At 56.6% G+C, this 15,567-nt stretch carries 12 protein-coding genes; 8 read left to right on the top strand and 4 right to left on the bottom strand.

All coding sequences use genetic code 11. The annotated features are described in order from the left end of the window. Positions 1 to 21 precede the first annotated feature (21 nt). The 5 genes from AF71_RS14845 (at position 22) to AF71_RS14825 (ending at position 7,313) form a co-directional block, all read left to right on the top strand. On the top strand, positions 22 to 1,512 hold the full coding sequence (locus AF71_RS14845; protein ID WP_169681882.1) for a type I restriction-modification system subunit M: 1,491 nt from the start codon (positions 22 to 24) through the stop codon (positions 1,510 to 1,512). 70 nt (positions 1,513 to 1,582) lie between these two features. Then, the gene (locus AF71_RS14840) at positions 1,583 to 2,803 is read left to right on the top strand and encodes a restriction endonuclease subunit S (protein WP_169681881.1); all 1,221 of its coding nucleotides are present in this window, start codon (positions 1,583 to 1,585) and stop codon (positions 2,801 to 2,803) included. Between the two features lie 7 nt (positions 2,804 to 2,810). After that, entirely contained in the window at positions 2,811 to 5,828 is a 3,018-nt protein-coding gene (locus AF71_RS14835) for a type I restriction endonuclease subunit R (RefSeq protein WP_169681879.1), read from the top strand. A gap of 2 nt (positions 5,829 to 5,830) precedes the next feature. Then, complete coding sequence (locus AF71_RS14830) at positions 5,831 to 6,580, top strand: SprT family zinc-dependent metalloprotease (protein WP_169681877.1); 750 nt, start codon at positions 5,831 to 5,833, stop codon at positions 6,578 to 6,580. Further along, positions 6,570 to 7,313 (top strand): NYN domain-containing protein, encoded by a 744-nt coding sequence (locus tag AF71_RS14825; RefSeq protein WP_169681875.1) that lies wholly within the window; start codon positions 6,570 to 6,572, stop codon positions 7,311 to 7,313. The genes AF71_RS14830 and AF71_RS14825 overlap by 11 nt, the downstream gene beginning before the upstream one ends. Before the next feature lie 213 nt (positions 7,314 to 7,526). Here the strand turns inward: AF71_RS14825 and AF71_RS14820 are convergent, their stop codons facing one another. Next, on the bottom strand, positions 7,527 to 8,111 hold the full coding sequence (locus tag AF71_RS14820) for a hypothetical protein (RefSeq protein ID WP_169681874.1): 585 nt from the start codon (positions 8,109 to 8,111) through the stop codon (positions 7,527 to 7,529). Between the two features lie 207 nt (positions 8,112 to 8,318). On the opposite strand from AF71_RS14820, the gene AF71_RS14815 reads away from it, so the two are divergent. Then, on the top strand, positions 8,319 to 8,903 hold the full coding sequence (locus tag AF71_RS14815) for a recombinase family protein (RefSeq protein ID WP_169681872.1): 585 nt from the start codon (positions 8,319 to 8,321) through the stop codon (positions 8,901 to 8,903). On the opposite strand, the gene AF71_RS14810 is transcribed toward AF71_RS14815, so the two are convergent. The 3 genes from AF71_RS14810 to AF71_RS14800 all read right to left on the bottom strand — a co-directional run bounded on the left by AF71_RS14810 (position 8,898) and on the right by AF71_RS14800 (position 11,894). Continuing rightward, positions 8,898 to 9,074 carry a hypothetical protein gene (locus tag AF71_RS14810; protein ID WP_169681870.1) on the bottom strand — a complete coding sequence of 59 codons (177 nt, stop codon included), beginning with the start codon at positions 9,072 to 9,074 and terminating at the stop codon, positions 8,898 to 8,900. The genes AF71_RS14815 and AF71_RS14810 overlap by 6 nt on opposite strands. Before the next feature lie 15 nt (positions 9,075 to 9,089). Then, the gene (locus AF71_RS14805; protein WP_169681868.1) at positions 9,090 to 9,566 is read right to left on the bottom strand and encodes a hypothetical protein; all 477 of its coding nucleotides are present in this window, start codon (positions 9,564 to 9,566) and stop codon (positions 9,090 to 9,092) included. A gap of 1,335 nt (positions 9,567 to 10,901) precedes the next feature. After that, a complete protein-coding gene (locus AF71_RS14800) occupies positions 10,902 to 11,894 on the bottom strand; it encodes a site-specific integrase (protein WP_169681866.1) in 993 nt (330 codons plus the stop codon). 299 nt (positions 11,895 to 12,193) lie between these two features. Between AF71_RS14800 and AF71_RS14795 the strand changes: the two genes are divergently transcribed. Both AF71_RS14795 and AF71_RS14790 read left to right on the top strand, forming a co-directional pair. Beyond that, positions 12,194 to 13,105, top strand: a complete 912-nt coding sequence (locus tag AF71_RS14795) for an XRE family transcriptional regulator (RefSeq protein WP_169681864.1) — start codon at positions 12,194 to 12,196, stop codon at positions 13,103 to 13,105. A 1,002-nt stretch (positions 13,106 to 14,107) separates the two neighbouring features. Further along, positions 14,108 to 15,073: an HNH endonuclease gene (locus tag AF71_RS14790; protein WP_169681861.1), complete on the top strand. Its 966-nt coding sequence runs from the start codon at positions 14,108 to 14,110 to the stop codon at positions 15,071 to 15,073. The last annotated feature ends 494 nt before the right edge of the window (positions 15,074 to 15,567 follow it).

The raw sequence follows: 15,567 nt of genomic DNA, 5'->3' as shown, positions 1-15,567 counted from the left end.
ACAGATATTTGGATTTGAATGATGACCACACTCACCCTCTCGCAGCTGGAAACCCATCTCTGGCGGGCGGCGGATATCTTGCGGGGATCGATCGATTCCGGCGACTACAAGCACTACATTTTCGGTCTCCTCTTCTTCAAGCGCCTCTCGGATGTCTGGGAAGAAGAGTATGAAGAGAGGCTGGCGCGCTATCGCGACGCGGATCTCGCTGCCGATCCGGACGAGCACCGTTTCGATATACCGAAGGGCCATTTCTGGAGGGATGTGCGCAAGCACACGACCGACATCGGCACGCATCTGAACGCCGCCTTCCGCGCCATTGAAGATGCGAACATGAAGCTGCGCGGCGTCTTCCAGGATGTCGACTTCAACAACAAGGAGCGCTTTCCAGATGCCAGGCTGGAAAAGCTGCTCCAGCATTTCGAGACCTATCGCCTGCGCAACTTAGATGTAGAGCCGGACGTGCTGGGCCAGGCCTATGAATATCTCATCGCGCAATTTGCCGATGATGCCGGCAAGAAGGGGGGCGAGTTCTACACGCCCAAGATGGTCGTCCGGCTGATCGTCGAATGCCTGAAGCCCGAAGAAGGCATGTCGATCTATGACCCCACCTGCGGCTCGGGCGGCATGCTCTTGGAGGCGGTGCATCACCTAGAGCGGCAGGGCAAGAACCCGAAGAGCTTGTCGCTGTTCGGCCAGGAGCGAAACCTCAACACCTGGGCCATCTGCCAGATGAACCTGTTCCTGCATGATATCGACGACGCAGCTGTGGCGCGCGGCGATACGCTCTTGGAGCCGAAACATCTGACGGGCGATAGCGTGAAGGCCATCCGCACCTTCGACCGGGTGCTGGCCAACCCACCGTTTTCGCTGAAGAGTTGGGGGCATGATATGTGGTCGAAGGGCGATGCCTATGGCCGCGACCGTTATGGCTGCCCGCCGAAATCTTACGGCGACCTCGCCTTCGTGCAGCATATGGTGGCGAGCCTGAAGGAAGACGGCGTCTGCGGCGTGGTGCTGCCGCATGGTGTGCTGTTTCGCGGCGGCGCGGAGGGTAAGATCCGCGAGGGGCTGATCAAGGATGATCTGGTCGAGGCGGTCATTGGCCTTGCACCCAACCTGTTTTATGGCGCGGGCATTCCGGCCTGCGTCCTGATCCTGCGCAAACAGAAGTCGGCGGCGCGCAAGGGCAAGACGCTGTTCATCCACGCGGCCGACGAATTCATCGCGGGCAAGAAGCAGAACCTGCTGACGACGGAAAACCTTGGTCATATCGTGGATTGCCTGAACGGCTTTAAAGTCATTGAGCAATTCTCCTACGTCGCGGACTATGCTGAAATCGAGGGCAACAATTTCAGTCTGAACATTCCGCAATACGTGGATTTGGGAAGCGATAAAGACACGGCAGACATAGCGACGGAATATGCCAAACTGCTAGAGCTGCGTGCCGAGCGGAACGATGCAGAAGCCGTGTTGGACATGCACCTGCGAGAGCTCGGCTATGGCGCGTAGTTCATTGTTCCCGGCCAGTGTCCAACCGGGCAAGCCCATCCTTCCCCCCTGCCCACCTGGGTGGACGACCGTGACATTCGGCGATGTTCTGGAAGTCGTGGAACGGCCGGTCAATCTCAACGATGATGTGGAATATCAGCTTGTCACGGCGAAACGCTCGCGCGGTGGCGTGGTGGCACGTAGCCGCCTCCTGGGTCGCGACGTCCTCACGAAGACGCAGTTCCAGATCGCGCGAGACGATTTTCTGATGTCGAACCGTCAGATTATCCACGGAGGCTGCGGCATCGTTCCTCCTGCCCTCGACGGCGCTGTCGTGTCGAACGAATATTCGGTGCTTAGACCGAATTCGAAGCTCTTGCTCGAATTCTTGGCCTACCTCAGTCACTCGATCTACTTTCAGCAGACATGCTTCCACGCAAGCGTAGGCGTTGATGTTGAGAAAATGATCTTTGATTGCGAGCGCTGGCTGGACTTTAAGATCCATCTCCCATCACTCCACGAACAACGCCGCGTCGCCGAGATCCTGTCCAGCGTTGATGGAGCCATTGCTGCAACGCGGGCGGTGATCGAGCAGACCAGAAAGGTCAAGCAGGGCGTGCTGGAGCGCCTGCTCACCAAAGGCATCGGCCACACGCGCTTCAAGCAGACGGAGATCGGGGAGATCCCGGAGGGGTGGGGGGTTGTCGAATTGGATGGCATCACTCCACCGGACCGGAAAATCACTTATGGGATCGTCCAGGCTGGACCGGATTACCCTGAAGGTGTTCCCTACATCCGGGTAAGCGATATGGGGGAATATCAGATCGACGAAGGGAGCGTGCTTCGAACGTCTCCCGAAATAGCAAGCAAGTATCTTCGATCAGAGTTGCAGCGTGACGACATTGTGTTCGCCCTCAGAGGGAAAGTTGGGCATGTTCTGAGGACACCAGAGTCCTTAATAGGTGCGAATCTCACGCAAGGAACCGCCAGAATTGCTTGCGGGGGACGGATCATAAGCGAGTTTCTTCTGTGGGCACTGCGCTCCCCACAGTCTGAAAGACAATATAAACGTGAAATCAAGGGCTCCACGTTTCAAGAGCTTACCCTAGGCTCATTGAAGAAGATCCGGGTGCCATTACCTCCGGTAGAGGAGCAACAGCTATTAGCCCATCGCATTGAGGACATTGAAGCAGGTTTGCGAAGCTCTGAACGTTCACTGCTTTCTCTATTGGAGGCGAAATCCGCCCTGATGTCCGACCTTCTCACCGGCCGCAAGCGCGTCACCGACGCACTGACCATAGCGGCGGAGTGAGCTGCCGATGAGCCACGGTCCCGAATGGCATTTCGCCGAACGCCCGACGATCGAGCATTTGCGGGCCATGGGCTATGGCTTCGTGGCACCGGCGGAGCATGCCGGACTGCGGGATAGCGAAAACCAGGTGCTGTTTCGGCCGCATCTGATCGAGGCGCTGATGCGGATCAACGGCATCGACCGCGCCTCTGCCGAGGCCGCCTATGGCGAGCTGGCCGCGATCAACGACAATGAGGCCTGGCTGAAGGTGCTGCGTGGCGACTACAGCCGCAAGGTCTCCGGCCATGACACGCGACTGACGCTGAGGGTGATCGATTTTCTCGATCCAAACAACAATACCTTCACCGTCACCCATCAGCTCAGGGTGAAGGCGGAGAAGACGCGCAAGCCCGATGTCGTCGTCTATGTCAACGGTATCCCGCTTGTGGTGATCGAGGCCAAGAGCCCACTCAACATCAAGGACAAGACCGGCGAGGCCTTCGAGCAGATCAAACAGTATGAGCAGGACATTCCACGCCTGTTCTTCTCCAATGTCTTCAACATCGTCACTGATGGTGGCGCCCTGGTGCTCTATGGCGCGACCGGCTCCAGCTCGAAATATTATGCCGAATGGCGTGATCCCTGGCCAAAGTTGGACGCCGATTTCCCCGATACGCTCGCCAAGGGCCTCTGGTGCCTGCTGGAGCCGCCGCGGCTGCTCGATCTCATCGCCCACTACACAGTGTTCGAGAAGACCGAGGACGGCACGATCAAGAAGATCTGCCGCTACCAGCAGTTCCGCGCCGTTAACCGTATCGTCGAACGTGTGATCGACGGAAAGCACCGACAGGGGCTGATCTGGCACACCCAGGGCAGCGGCAAATCCTTGACCATGGTATTCGCAGCGCTGAAACTGAAGACGCACCGGACCATCCAGTCCGCGGCATTGGCCAACCCCAATATCATGGTGCTGACCGACCGCGTCGACCTGCACAGCCAGATCAGCGGCACGTTCATCGCCTGCGGCCTGCCGAATCCGACGCCGATCGAGAGTATCAAAGATCTGCAAGCGCTGATAGGCAGCGGCAAAGACGGACACACGGCGCTCTCGACTATCTTCAAGTTCCAGGGCTCGAAGCAGGCAATCCCGAATTCCGAAAACTGGATCGTGATGGTGGACGAAGCCCACCGCACCCAGGAAAAGGATCTCGGCGCCTATCTGCGCGCCACGCTGCCTAATGCCCGCTTCTTCGGCTTCACCGGCACACCTGTCAAAAAGGACGACAAGGACACTTATCGAAACTTTGGCGTGGCCGGCGAGAGCTATCTCGACAAATATGGCATCGACGATGCCGTGGCCGATGGCGCCACGGTGCCGATCTACTATACCGGCCGCAAGACCGACTGGCATGTCGACGAGGCCAGGATCGACATACTGTTCGACACCTGGTTTGCCGAGCTGGATGACGACAAGCTCAACGAGATCAAGAAGCACGGCGTCCGCCTTGAGGACCTCGTCAAACATCCGCGCCGGATCGAACTGATCGCCTATGACATCTGGACCCATTTCAAGGCTTATGCCCAGCCAGATGGTTTCAAGGCGCAGATTGTCGCCATCGATCGCGAGGCGGTGATCCTCTTCAAGCGGGCTCTGACCCAGGTGATCGCTGACGAATTGCAGGCCGAGGGCGTGGATGCTGTTGAAGCTCTTGCGCGAGCCGATGCGATGTCTGCGTGCGTCTATTCGATCAACCAGGAAGACGGCAAGCCGAGCGAAGACCCGGTAAAGCAGGTGATCCGCGAGGAATTGAGGGCCAATTATGTGGATGCCGAGGCAGAGAAGCTGGCGAAAAAGGCCTTCGGCCGCAAAGGCGACGATCCGCAGTTCCTGATCGTTTGCGATAAGCTGCTGACTGGCTTCGATTGCCCGATCGAGAGCGTGATGTATCTCGACAAGCCGCTGAAGGAGCATGGACTGCTGCAGGCGATCGCGCGCACCAACCGTGTCTCCGACGCCAAGAAGCGCAACGGTCTGATTGTCGACTACATTGGCGTGTCGGGTCATCTCGAGGAGGCGCTGGCCAGCTACCGCGCCGACGATGTGAAGAATGCCATGCGCGATCTCGACGATCTGCGCAGCCAGCTGCGCACGGCGCATGCCGCCGTGGTCGTGATGTTGAAGCCGATCAAGCGAGCTGCCGCTGACAAGGCCGGCCTGAAGAAGGAGTATGATGCCTTCGTCAAGGCGCTGGGCAGCGAGGACAAGTGGTTCGAGTTCAAGGCTCGTGCACGTAGCTTCATCGCGCTCTACGAGACGCTGAGCCCGGACCCGAGCGTGCTCGAGTTCACCCAGGATCTGAAATGGGTGGCGACGTTCCTGCTCTATGGCACCCAGCATTTCGAGAAGCGCCAGGCCTTCGACCAGATGAACTACAGCCAGAAGATCCGCGAGATGCTCGACACGCATCTCAAGGCAACGGGGCTGAGCGTCACCGTGAAGCTGCGCCACATTACCGATCCTGACTTCTGGGAAGATTTCGACATCGAGGGCAAGACCGACGAAGACCTGATGACCGCGGCGATCCGCAAGACCACCGAGCTGCGGAAAACCGTCAGCGAACGGATCGACGACAGCCCTCATCAATATGGCAAGTTCTCCGAGCGGCTGCGGCAGTTGCTCGAACGCCTGGAGAGCGCGCAGCTGGGTTGGGCAGACAAGCTCAAGGCTGCCGAAGAGCTGGCAAAGGACATAGCCGCCGAGGACGCGGCACATGTCAACGCAGGACTGTCACCTGGCGCCTATGGGGTGATGCGGATCCTTACAACATTCGGCGCCGTGGATGGGGCCGAAGATCTCGCCATTAGGCTTGAGGGGCTCTACACGAGCCCGGAGACGGCGCCCAATGGCTGGTGGGAGAAGGACGGGCTGAAGAAGAACCTGCGTCAGCAGGTGCGCTCGATGGCACACCATGCCGGCCTCACGCAGCTGAAGGATATTCCGGACCAGGTCGAGGCCTATGCCTTGAAGCACTTCGTGGACGACTGATCATGCCCGTATTCCGGATCGGCGAGACCGAGCTCGATTATTCCCTGCGACGCTCGCCGACGGCGAAGAAGGCGAGCCTGACCGTCACGCCTCAGTCTTTTGAGTTGCTTGTGCCGCAGGACGCCACCGAGAGCCAGATCGAGGCCGTGCTACATCGTCGCCGCGCCTGGATCTTGGAGACAGCCCGACATATGAAGACGCGCGCCAAGGCCCAAGTGCGCGTCTACGGTTTCGTGACAGGTGCCAAGATTCCGTATCGTGGCCGGATGACCAAGCTGACGATCGAGCCCTTCGACGGCTCCCTCGTCGAGGTCAGCTATCGAAGCGGGTTCCTTATCCGGAAGCCTGCCCATCTCACGCCCGACTCCGCCGATGCCGTGATTGAGAGCGCTCTGCGACTGTGGCTGAAGCGTCGCGTGCGAGACGACGCACGCGAATTCGTTCGGCGCCACGGCGAAAGCCAAGGCCCGAAGCCGCTCGGCATCCAGATCAAGGACCAGAAGCACATGTGGGGCAGTTGCGGCCAGGATCGGCAAATCAATCTCAACTGGCACCTGATCTTCGCGCCGAAGCCGGTTCTCGAATATGCCGTCGTCCATGAGATGTGCCACCTCCGGTATCGCAACCACGATCCGGAGTTCTGGCAGCTCGTCGGCTCGATATTGCCGGACTGGGAGACGAGGAAAGCCTGGCTCGATCAGAATGAGCATATGCTTGGGTGGGAAAAATTGGAGCCGCACAATGCCAGCTGAACCCCGCTTACCACGACTTGCCGTCTTGATTGACGCCGACAATGCGTCAGCCAAGATCGTCGACGGCCTGTTCGAGGAAATAGCGAAGATCGGCGAGGCGAGCGTCCGTCGGATCTATGGCGACTTCGCTAGCGCACGCTCAAAGGCCTGGATCGATGTGCTCGCAAAGCATGCGATCATTCCGCAGCAGCAGTTCGCCTACACGACCGGAAAGAACGCGTCCGACATCACCCTTGTGATAGATGCGATGGACCTGCTGCACAGCGGACGCTTCGATGGTTTCTGCCTGGTCTCATCCGATAGCGACTTCACGCGCCTCGCATCGCGTATCCGCGAGCAGGGCGTCGACGTCTTCGGCTTTGGCGAACAGAAGACGCCTGAAAGCTTTCGGCAAGCATGTCGTAGATTTATCTACACGGAGAACCTACTGCCGACCACGGCACCCCAGAGCGATGACGACGGCGGCGGTTTGAAGTCGCTTCAGCCACCGAGTGCGGCCACTCCGATCATCAAGAAGGTCCTCGCGCAGATGGAGAGCGAGGATGGATGGGTGACGCTTGGAGCGGTCGGAACCCAACTCGCCAATCTGGCTTCAGACTTCGATCCGAGAACTTACGGCTTTCGCAAGCTGAGCGATCTTATCCGAAAGACTGGGGCCTTCGAGCTCGACCAGCTTGATGGCAAACCTCTCCGAATCCGTTTGAAGTCGCAGAGCCGGAAGACCGCCAGCTAACATGCGTTCTTTGACTCACGGAAGCTTGCTGGCTCGCACCACGCGATCTAACGTTGCGTCGCAGCGTCCAACATGCCAAACGCGCCAGCGAGTCTCTCTATCGATTGGGCGACGATGCACGACGGGATAATTCAATGAGCCGTGAGCAGGCGCACTGTGGCCCAGGATGCACTTCATCGCGACACCAACCTGGGTAATGTCGAAGCGTCGAGGTCAAGAACCGGACAATAACGCACACGCCTTTGCGGCAGTGCTGACCTCGGTGCGGAAACGAGCATTGTTTTCACCGGGGAAGACCACGAGATTCAAGTTCGACAACGCATTACCCGGCGAGCTCGTCAATTTGATTGGGAGACCCTGCGCCCATGTTTGAACGATCTCTGCGGCTCGACCGGTGATGTCCACAGCGAGTGTCAAAAGGTCGTTTACTCGATAAGCTCTAAGTCGCGTGGCAAGCGGTTCGAAAGCACCGGTCTGTGACACGAGCTTTGCGTCGGCATCCATCGATGCGTCGCTCTTGAGATCGGGCCACGGGTCCAGGTCGTCGGCCGTGTCTATGAAGAGGAGCTGCCGACCACCATCCTGGCAGCTAATCCTGAAACGTGGACGGCGCATGAAATCCCGCTCAGTCTGGTCCTTGTCGGTGAGTTCTCCTCCTAGGCGGACGTCCAGCCCCTCGATTTTGGTCTCCACGGTGCCGGCATCAATGAAGAGAAAAACATCGGCGCTTCCAGCGTTGGCGATCGAGACCGAACAGATGAGCGTCGCAATGGCGGCAATTGTGATGACGGATCTCATACGGTTTTCTGCTGTTATCACGCCGACAAAAGGGAACCTTTATCCCATAGCTCGCTCTCACGAATCCGGCCCGCCATAAGCCACTGTTTCTTTTCAGGTCGCTTCAACGGCCTACAGAAAACCCCGCGCCGGACAAAAAGGTTCCTTTAAGTCAATGGGTTACCGGGTATTATGCCCGCTGGAACGTCATGGAATTGTAGGCATGTGATGCGGAAAATTGGATACGCTCGGGTCTCAACGAACGAGCAGCACCTGGACCTCCAATTGAAAGCGCTGGAAGCGGATGACTGTGAGCTCGTGTTCACCGACCAGGGAGTTTCGGGCTCGACTTTCGATCGGCCTGGTCTTGTTGAAGCGCTGAGCACAGTGCAGAGCGGCGACATGCTGATAGTGTGGCGGCTCGATCGGCTGGGCCGGTCGCTGATAGACCTGATCCAGGTCATCAACGATCTTGGAAAACGAGAGGTCGAATTCCGTTCGCTCAATGAGGCCATTGATACATCTACGTCCGGCGGCCGGCTGACGTTTCACATTATGGCGGCGATGGCCGAATTCGAGCGCTCCATCATCAGCGAACGCACAAAGGCGGGAATGTCTGCCGCGCGGTCCAGGGGAAGCTTCATCGGCCGGCCGCCTGCGCTCACGCCGAAGCAGATCCTCGAGGCGAGAGACGCCTTCATGATCGACAAGGTCTCGCTCGACGACCTCGCCGAGCGCTACAAGGTTCACTCCCGCACTCTCTTGCGGGGAATGAAGCGAAGTGTGCTCCTCCCCCGAGATCCGGGACTATGACTCGGTCGGCCGCGACCAAGCCTGAGAAATCGCCTTTACTCGGATCCGAGGCTTCCGCGGCACCGGCACGTGGTTCGGGATCTTCCCAAGCATTTCCAGAAAATCCAGTTCGCGCTGGCGATACTTTTCAGCCATCATCCTGACGCGCATCTTCAATTCTTCGCTCAGCATTTTCAGTTTCCTTAATTACACCACGTAGTGGTTCGCCGCGATCTGCGCCATCTTTTCCGCGAGCTTCTGACCGCGCTTGTGCTTGCGAAAGGCATCGACGGTCATGCCAAGTTCAGCGGCCGTTTTTGCTTCCTTGTCGTCAAAGCGCTTCTTGCGATCGCGGCCTTTGTATCGGGCTATGGCGTTTGTTGCGAACATGCGAATAAGCCCCCAGCGCTCCCAGCGCTTCGAGCGCGCGGTGAAGGCCGCCTGTTCTTCGCCCGCTCGATATTCAGGCTTCGCCAGCAAAGGAAACTTCTGCCGGTTCTCATTCTGCCAAATCGCCAGGGCCATCGACGCAACATCCAGCCGCAGCGACACCAGCTCATCAACAAATTCTTCAAGTTCAGGCGTCATGACGACAGTCCGCAACTTCTCTTCGTTCTCGCGCTGCTTACGCTTGCGCTTGGTTGCCTCCTGACGGTCGTATACCCTCCGTTCTTCAATCGTCATATTCAGCTTCGGTCTAGGCAATAGTGTCTCCTGCTCTTCGTCACATTTTCTTTATAGCGAACCGCTACATGCGAACGCACAAATAGCCGGAACTATTTTTTACGTGACCGGGAAAGCTTCTTGGTTTGCCGGCACTCGAGAGAGTGACGAGAACAGCGTTTTGGGGTCTGATTGTTAAAACGTGACGGAGAAACCGTTCTAGCTACCATAAGTTTGTAAGTAAGAATGTATATATACATATATAGACGTCACGGTTATTTGGTCACGCTTTTGAAGATCCGCTTCGGCGAACGACAAGCCAGACTGCAAACGATAGCAACCTCCCGGCATGAGAGCGTTCCGGCCCGGTTGCTATGCTCCCGGTCGGAACCCCATCTCCGGCCGATGAGGGTTGCTCCGCGCTTCCGCCGTAGAGCGTCACCTGAAGGCGTTCAACATGCCGGATGACGAGGATGCATCGCGTCGCACACTAAACTCGCCAGTGGGTCGCGGCACCGACGCCGCACGGCGACCAGCACCGTCACGTGTGATCGCTGACTGTGACTCGAGGATTCGCCCTGGCGCGATCGTTGATTCTTTTCGCAGATCAGCACTCGCAGCAGCCTCGAGCGCGCCTACGAGCTCCTCTATCGATTTTCGTGATATGGGAGGTTTGGTCGCCGGGCCACGGTGGACGCAAAAGCCATCCCCATCGAGTCTGTTGATTTTCCCTAGGACTTCGATTTCGGCGACGCCAAGTCTGCGGTAAGGAAGCCCAGCTCTCGCCGGTGAGGGAGGTTAGCGGCGCCCAGCAGGCTGCACAGAGAAGGAAGGTGCCGAAATCCGCAACGTCCTCGTTGGCGACGGAAGGTGAGATCCCATCGGGCAATGGTGTCCCTCGAGACAATGACCCTGACCTAAGAGCTAGCCAAGCGCGCTCGGCACGTCATTCTTGAAAGCGCCCCGGATAGACAGATGAATACGTTTTTGGTGCGACCAGCCAAGGTTTCCGGCAATGGTGGTGAGCGAGCGGTTACTCTGTTCCACGCGGTTTCAGATGAATCATAACCGACCACCTCAGCCCCTCAGGTGTGTCGCCGGTGCTAAAGGGTATTTTAGATTTCACTCAAGTTGACACTTTCGGAAAACCACGATTTCGGCGCAAAAGTGCCAACCAAACGTAAAGCTCTGTCAACTTAGCGCAACCAAATTGGCGATCTTGAGCACAAGAATGGATGAAAAGTTGACGTCTCAGTGGCTTGCGGTCTCAAAAGTTGTCGCTTTTGTCGCAATCACAGAGAGAGTGTCAACTTTTCGCAACATCCCTATGCGTGTGTGGGTGTTGGCGGACATAATCTATCCGAGACGTCCGACCAGGTCATCTGCGCTGAGATGGGTGTAGCGCTTTAGCATCCGGAGCTCCTTGTGACCGGAGATGCTGCTTACCTCAATCATGTTCAAACCACGCTCGAACATTCGACTGACGCTTTCGTGTCGCAAATCATGGAACCGAAGTCCTTTAATCTCGGCACGAACAAGGAGACGGCGCCAGACCTGCTCCAGGGAACCAGCTTTCATCGGAAAAACCATTGGCCGATCGTCTTCGGCAAGTGTCTTCCATTCGGTAAGTGCATCGAATGCTCGCTGTGAAAGCGGCACCTCGCGTCCAGACCCGTTTTTAGTCATCGTCAACGTGATTACACGGCGATTGTGCGAGACGTCGCTCCATCGCAATCCGAGAATCTCGCTGCGACGCATCCCGGTCTCAATCGCTAAGACGAGCAGCGTTTTGAAAAAGGGGATCTTTCCGCCTTCGCAGCTGCCGAGCAGGCGCTGCTCCTCATCGCCGGTAAGCCGGCGGCTGCGCTCGTTCCGTATCACTGGACGCCGCACTAGCTTCACGACGTTCTTTGCGAGCGGCATTCCCCAGTCGCGGATCGCCACTTCAAGAACGTGGCTAAGAATGGCCATTTCACGGACGGCGGTTGATGGAGCTACCGAACGAAGTCGTTCATCACGAAACGACGCCATATCCTGCTGAGAAAGCCCTATTAGCGTCCGGTGTGCGATATCGTGGCGCTGAAGCACATCAATACGCTGGATCTCCTGGACGGCGCCGCGTTTCGTCGGAGATACCTCGATCTTATAGCGCTTGAGCAGGTCGTCGAGTGTCGTTCTCTCCAAGATCTTGGTATCCGAAGCAGCGCCGAAGCGGTCGACCTGAGTTTCCAGATCGCGCGCCCATTTTTCGGCTTCTGCCTTGCTGTCAAAGCTTTTGGCGCGAGGCTTCATCCCTCGCCGCCGCACCTGCGCCTGCCAGCGTCCCCTAAGCTTTCTGATCGTCGCCATGTTTGTCTCCAGTTGCAGCTGAAGACCTGCGTAGGACGCCCCGGCGGGTGAGCCAAGGATTCTCCCGGATGGGAATCTACCGACAGATCGAGACGGTTATATGAGTGGTCAAAAGCGGCGATGCGAAAGCCAGCGTCGAACACGCAAGGGGCGGCTCCGACTGATAAGCCCTGTGACGAATTGGTTGTTGATCGCTTAAGGTGCCTCAACCGCACACAAATACTTTTCTTCCTTTTGGGTTGATTTTTCTCCGCGGATGGTTTCTTCTGTCCAAGAGAACGATTGTAAGGAGATTCGCCATGGCAAAGCTTACGCCATTCGGCGTCGAGCTTCGAAAGCTACGCCTTGACAGAGACATGCGCCTCTTGGACCTTGCTGTGAAGCTCGACCAGAGCACAGCATTTGTTTCCGCGATTGAGACGGGGCGCAAACAGATCCCGGACGGCTATCTTCACAAGATCTCACAGGCGATGAATTTGTCGGCCGAGGAGATCCGTCGGCTGCGTGGGGCTGCTGAGAAGACTCGGAAAGAAGTCAGAGTCGACAACTTGCGCGGAGAACAACGCGAGCTAGTCGCGGCATTTGCTCGCAAGCTTGACGACGTTCCTAACGATCTCATGGAGGCTTTGAAGAAAATTGTCTTGAAGTCGATCGGCGGGGAATTGCCATTCTTTCGGAAGCGTCGGGGGATCGTGGTGCCCCCTATGTCAACCGACAAGCTGCGGAGATTTGCGGAAAAGATTCGGGACGTTTTCGTTTCCGACGACCAGGTTGAGTTTCCAATTATGGAGGTTCTGGAATTCAAGCTTAACAAGATCCTTCCCGACTTCTTCATAGACGTCGAAACGGCGGCGGTGATGGGCGACGACGAGGGTCGGGTATTAGCCGGCTCAAATTCGATAATCTTTCGGGAAGACGTCTATGAAGGCGCATGCCGAGGAAATCGGCGCGATCGATTTACCGCGTGTCATGAGTTTGCACACTTCCTTATGCATCGGGATATCAAGTTTGCGAGATCGCGAGAGGATACGGACAAGATTTACACAGATAGCGAATGGCAAGCGGATGAGTTCGCTGGAACGTTGATGCTATCGTCGCGACACGTCCACCTGTTCGCTAATGCTGACGCTGCGGCTGATGGCTGCAACATGAACCCTGCCGCTGCCCGCGTCATGTGGTCAAAATACGTGAAAGAGGGAAGAATCAAATGAGATGAATTCGGAGGACTGAAAGCAGGTAGACCGGGCCAGCAGTCCTCCGAAAAGCGTTAGTTCCCATGTGTAAACCGCTTCCTGATCTAACGGGGTCTAGCCACCCGGTTATTTCAGCAGTCGCCACAAGGGCGTCGGAGCCGGGGCGTGTGCGCCTCGATTCAAAACTGATCCCAAAATGGTTTGGGGTCAGAACAATGACCGCGTAACGGACATATTTGCAATTTGACCATGATTCATTTTGGGAATCTCGTCAACCGTTATTCGGTCACAGCCTTTCTAGAAAGGAAAGGATATGCACGACCGTAGGGTGACTCCGGACATGGTTCCGGTCATCAAATTGGCTCGGATAAAGAAGATCCCATACTCTTGGATCTCGGGCTATTACGCAGGGCTGAACTTCGGCCGCATTGCCGATGTTATGAAGGGGCGGATGTTCCCTGAAATCCCCCCAGCAAAACAACTACCTCCAGACTTTCCGGCAACTTAACTGGAGAGACGGCGATCGTTCCGTGTCTCCTAGGGTAGTAACAGATACTTGCCGGAAGGAGGTGAATTCAGAGTGGCTAAATCAACGAAAATCGGCCGCAGCGCGGTCACCGGTCGCTTTACCAAGGTCTCCACGGCCAAAGCGAAGCCCCGCACGCATACTGTCGAGACTGTGAAGAAATAACGCAATGCCTCGGGTCGTTCACCGTGCAACGGCCCGAGGTATTTGCTCTCGAAGCGATTGCCCACTTCTCTGCTTCCGCCTTGCTGTCAAAGCTTTTTGCCCGCGGTTTCATACCGCGTCGCGGCACTTGTGCTTGCCAGCGGCCTCTAAGCTTCTGATCGTCGCCACGCTGGTCCTCATTCGATGTCGTTGATCAAAAGCGTAGGATGCCCCCGCCAGGGAGCCAAGGATTATCCCGGGGCAAATATCAGCTTGAAGTCAGCCGAACCGTCTCCTAGAGGTTGTATTCTCGGTTAACAACAAAGTAGTGAGAATTTGCAGGGGCAGGGATGAGCATTTGGTGGGTAAACACTGGCGCACGATTCAAAGCGCAAATGGACGCCGGGGTCTTATGGTGCCCCAATAGGACTGTGCGCAAGGATCAAACACTAGGTTCACCGCAATGGCATTGGGCAATTATCCAAGACGTTAGAGCCGGTGAATTCGTAATCGTAGCGCGAGACGGATTTATTGAGGGGATAGCGATCGCAAAAAGCGTCGCGACACCAGACAGCGTCAGGCCGGCGACGTTTCCTGAAACCGACACCTGGAATTCCATTGGTTGGTCGTTGCCTATCGATTTTGTGCGTTTCGATCGGCGAGTCTCCAGGGCGGATTTGATCGAAGGGCTGTTCCGCTACAAAGCGCATCGCAGCCCATTCTTTGTCAACGAAGACGGCGTCCTAGAGGGAAATCAAGTTTATTTAGCACTGCTACCCGGCGCAGATGCGCCGGAGTTTTTTGAACGAGTTCGGATAGCTCTTGAGATACAACGTCCAGGAGAGCTTGATCGCGCTCTAGAAAGAGCGGCAAAAGACCAGGATGACCCTACAAAAGAGCAAAAGGCCACGACGCGGAGCGCATTGGTCGAGGCCCGAATTGGTCAGGGGCAATTTCGCCAGTCGCTCATAGATATGTGGTCAGGCAGATGCTGCACCACAGGACTACAGGAACTTCGATTGCTTCGTGCGTCTCATATTGTTGGGTGGGCCGCCGGGACCGAGGAGGAACGGCTAAACCCTTATAATGGCCTTCTTCTGTCTGCGGCGTTCGACGCGGCGTTCGATGCTCATCTCATTACCCTTTCCGCCACTGGGAAATGGGAAAATGTCGCAGGCCTAAGTGACGATGAGCTAGAACGGGCCGGTCTGCGCAATCTGGAGCAGCGAAAAGTTGTCGGTCTGCAGCCGAAACACCATGAGTTTTTAGCGAGGCACCGGCAGAACGCTCACGAAAAATGGGGCAAAGTCCGCTGACTCCCGGGCTGATGCCCGCCAAGTCCGCAGTCTCTTTCGAACAGGGGCGCGCTCATCGTCCTTCCATGCGCTCATAGATAAAAACGATGTGGAAGCGTCAGCATCAGCATCGAACCGAACAACAATCTCTTCGCTATTATTCTAGGCCGATCAATGAACCCCAAAAAAAGAGAAACTGAACTATCATCCCTTAGACGATTTATCGACGGTATGTTCTCAACAACAGTCCTTTTCCTTTTTCTATTTCTTCTCATTGACTTCAAGATCGGCAGTGAGGCTTGGGTTGGAGTCTTCGGAAGCTTTGTGGTCGCAGCCCTTACAATTGCTGCTGCTTGGGTGGCCCTTCGAGGTAACCGCATCCAAATCGCACAGACCAACGACCTGGAAGATGAGCGACGACTGAATTCCCTCATCGCCGCAAAGGCGGTCCTGCCGGGGATCCTTTCTGAGTTCACAGCGATAGCTCAAAATAACCTACTGCTCCTCTTTCCGAA

The organism is Rhizobium sp. 57MFTsu3.2 (assembly GCF_012932765.1).
Classification (GTDB): domain Bacteria; phylum Pseudomonadota; class Alphaproteobacteria; order Rhizobiales; family Rhizobiaceae; genus Rhizobium; species Rhizobium altiplani.
Note: the sequence above shows the minus strand (reverse complement) of the source record. Positions and strands in the feature narration are given on the sequence as shown.

What these genes read in the sequence shown, in the direction of transcription:
- AF71_RS14845 (WP_169681882.1), top strand. Translation starts at nt 22, where the DNA reads ATGACCACACTCACCCTCTCGCAGCTGGAAACCCATCTCTGGCGGGCG.
- AF71_RS14835 (WP_169681879.1), top strand. Translation starts at nt 2,811, where the DNA reads ATGAGCCACGGTCCCGAATGGCATTTCGCCGAACGCCCGACGATCGAG.
- AF71_RS14830 (WP_169681877.1), top strand. Translation starts at nt 5,831, where the DNA reads ATGCCCGTATTCCGGATCGGCGAGACCGAGCTCGATTATTCCCTGCGA.
- AF71_RS14825 (WP_169681875.1), top strand. Translation starts at nt 6,570, where the DNA reads ATGCCAGCTGAACCCCGCTTACCACGACTTGCCGTCTTGATTGACGCC.
- AF71_RS14820 (WP_169681874.1), bottom strand. Translation starts at nt 8,111, where the DNA reads ATGAGATCCGTCATCACAATTGCCGCCATTGCGACGCTCATCTGTTCG.
- AF71_RS14815 (WP_169681872.1), top strand. Translation starts at nt 8,319, where the DNA reads ATGCGGAAAATTGGATACGCTCGGGTCTCAACGAACGAGCAGCACCTG.
- AF71_RS14810 (WP_169681870.1), bottom strand. Translation starts at nt 9,074, where the DNA reads ATGCTGAGCGAAGAATTGAAGATGCGCGTCAGGATGATGGCTGAAAAG.
- AF71_RS14805 (WP_169681868.1), bottom strand. Translation starts at nt 9,566, where the DNA reads ATGACGATTGAAGAACGGAGGGTATACGACCGTCAGGAGGCAACCAAG.
- AF71_RS14800 (WP_169681866.1), bottom strand. Translation starts at nt 11,894, where the DNA reads ATGGCGACGATCAGAAAGCTTAGGGGACGCTGGCAGGCGCAGGTGCGG.
- AF71_RS14795 (WP_169681864.1), top strand. Translation starts at nt 12,194, where the DNA reads ATGGCAAAGCTTACGCCATTCGGCGTCGAGCTTCGAAAGCTACGCCTT.
- AF71_RS14790 (WP_169681861.1), top strand. Translation starts at nt 14,108, where the DNA reads ATGAGCATTTGGTGGGTAAACACTGGCGCACGATTCAAAGCGCAAATG.